This window comes from Acetobacter pasteurianus subsp. pasteurianus LMG 1262 = NBRC 106471 (assembly GCF_000285275.1).
Classification (GTDB): domain Bacteria; phylum Pseudomonadota; class Alphaproteobacteria; order Acetobacterales; family Acetobacteraceae; genus Acetobacter; species Acetobacter pasteurianus.
The window spans coordinates 1-2,477 of the sequence record NZ_CADO01000120.1; the positions used below are offsets into that span (position 1 = coordinate 1).

The window sequence follows — 2,477 nt, forward strand, 5'->3', positions numbered from 1 at the left end:
TCAACAGCCACATCACCTTCGGAGGTGCGGATCATGCTGCCAGCAAGAAAGCAGGCAGCTGAAGTTGTATCTTCAATTAGCCAACCGGTTGTACCATCCTGAACGATGCTGATATGTGCTGGTGGTGTGTAACCTGATGCCATGTTGATATCAGGATAAGTGATGCTGCGGCCATCAGTCAGCTGAACGGTCAGCTCGTATGAACCATCGCTGTTAAGCGTGTAGTTTGCAGAAACCGGCTGAGATGACGTGCCCAGAATACCAAAGTGCGTATTGCCAGAAACGCCATTGATGACGGTATTCTGCTTATTTCCATCATTATTGGAGTATTTGTCGTTGATATAGATGGTATTTACACTATCCGGATCAACATTGATTGTTCCACCTTCTCCCCAGAGGTTGGCGAGAATGGAACTGTTTTGCTGCAGATTGACCGTCCCGCCCGAAACCGTAATGGGGCTGGCTGTTGTGCCAAGAGAAGCATTGATCAGATTGATTGTGCCGCCGTTATTGATCTGGTCATTATCAAAAACAACGTTACCCTGATTGTTGATAATGGTCAGGGTACCGGCCTGCACATTGATACCTCCCAGTTCAACTTCTGCGGGTGTATCAACAATAATGCTGCCGTAGTTTTCCAGGCCCGCTGTAGCAAAAACATAGCCATTGCTATCACCGTTTTGATACTGGGCGGTGATTTTGAGTGTGCTGTTCTGCCAGACGCTCAGACTGCGGAGCTGATTATAGTAAGGCGCGTTTGCGACCACAACGTTTGGTGTTTGATCACCATAATACCCAACGTTGACATCAGCATTCTGCTCACTCTGCGGAATGGCCCTTCCTCCCCCAGTCGGAATGTCGCTGGAAGGAACAGGGTTTCCTTTGCTGTCATAAAGGGTCCAGTTGGCTGGATCAGACCAGTCTCCGCCTGTGGCGGGGCCCGTCCAACTCCAGTTGGCATCGTGCTGATGATAACTTGTGCCCTGACTTATGTACTGAGATGTATCACCACCCGCAGAAATTGCATCCGCTGCAATACCTGTGGCCGCCAAGGTATCATGCAGGTCGTTGTCTGGGTAAGATGGAAGTGTGGCTGAAGTTGTATCTTCAATTAGCCAACCGGTTGTACCATCCTGAACGATGCTGATATGTGCTGGTGGTGTGTAACCTGATGCCATGTTGATATCAGGATAAGTGATGCTGCGGCCATCAGTCAGCTGAACGGTCAGCTCGTATGAACCATCGCTGTTGAGTGTATAGTTTGCAGAAACCGGTTCGGATGACGTGCCCAGAATACCAAAGTGCGTATTGCCAGAAACGCCATTGATGACGGTATGCTGCTTGTTCCCATCATTATTGGAGAGCTTGTCGTTGATATAGATTGTATTGACACTATCCGGATCAACATTGATTGTTCCACCTTCTCCCCAGAGGTTGGCGAGAATGGAACTGTTCTGTTGCAGGTTGACAGTCCCGCCCGAAACCGTAATGGGGCTGGCTGTTGTGCCAAGTGAAGCATTGATCAGATTGATTGTGCCGCCATTATTGATCTGGTCATTATCAAAAACAACGTTGCCCTGATTGTTGATAATGGTCAGGGTACCGGCCTGCACATTGATACCGCCCAGTTCAACTTCTGCGGGTGTATCAACAATAATGCTGCCGTAGTTTTCCAGGCCCGCTGTAGCAAAAACATAGCCATTGCTATCACCGTTTTGATACTGGGCGGTGATTTTGAGTGTGCTGTTCTGCCAGACGCTCAGACTGCGGAGCTGATTATAGTAAGGCGCGTTTGCGACCACAACGTTTGGTGTTTGATCACCATAATACCCAACGTTGACATCAGCATTCTGCTCACTCTGCGGAATGGCAGATGCCCCACCTGTTGGAATGTCACTGGAAGAAACAGGATTGCCTTCATTGTCATAAAGGGTCCAGTTGGCAGGATCAGACCAGTCTCCGCCTGTGGCGGGGCCCGTCCAACGCCAGTTGGCATCGTGCTGATGATAACCTGTGCCCTGACTTATGTACTGAGATGTATCACCACCCGCAGAAATTGCATCCGCTGCAATACCTGCCAAAGTATCATGCAGGTTGGTTTCTGAAGATGTGGAACTTACATTTTCAGTCATGATAATATTTGCCTTTATCGTATGTGGATACGGCATCTTTCAAAAATAGAAACCCATATTTTCATATGGGTTTCTGGATAATCAGGCAGAAAGAACCTGTGCCTGTTTGTCTGCTTCATGCTCCACATACGGGCCTGCGGCGCGAACAGTCAGAGACAGAAGGCCCATGCTTCCTTTGGTGAAATCACCCAGGGGCAGCACGGCGTTGCCGTTTGTCCATGCGCAATCTGTCCAGTCCGTATCATGCCAGCCTTCGGGCTTGTGGGCCTGAAGATGCGCTGTGATGGGATGCAGCTTTTTGGCAGTGATAAAATGCACATCTGCCACAGCCACACCCATCTGGCG

The 2,477-nt window shown here is 49.3% G+C and carries 1 protein-coding gene and 1 pseudogene; both read right to left on the reverse strand.

Annotated features, from left to right (window positions below):
• Window positions 1-2,132 (reverse strand): hypothetical protein (locus APA10_RS11815; protein WP_050998031.1); only part of this gene is annotated, 2,132 nt, incomplete at its 3' end.
• Between the two features lie 81 nt (window positions 2,133-2,213).
• Window positions 2,214-2,477: pseudogene (locus APA10_RS15210) on the reverse strand (Hint domain-containing protein); the annotation flags it as partial.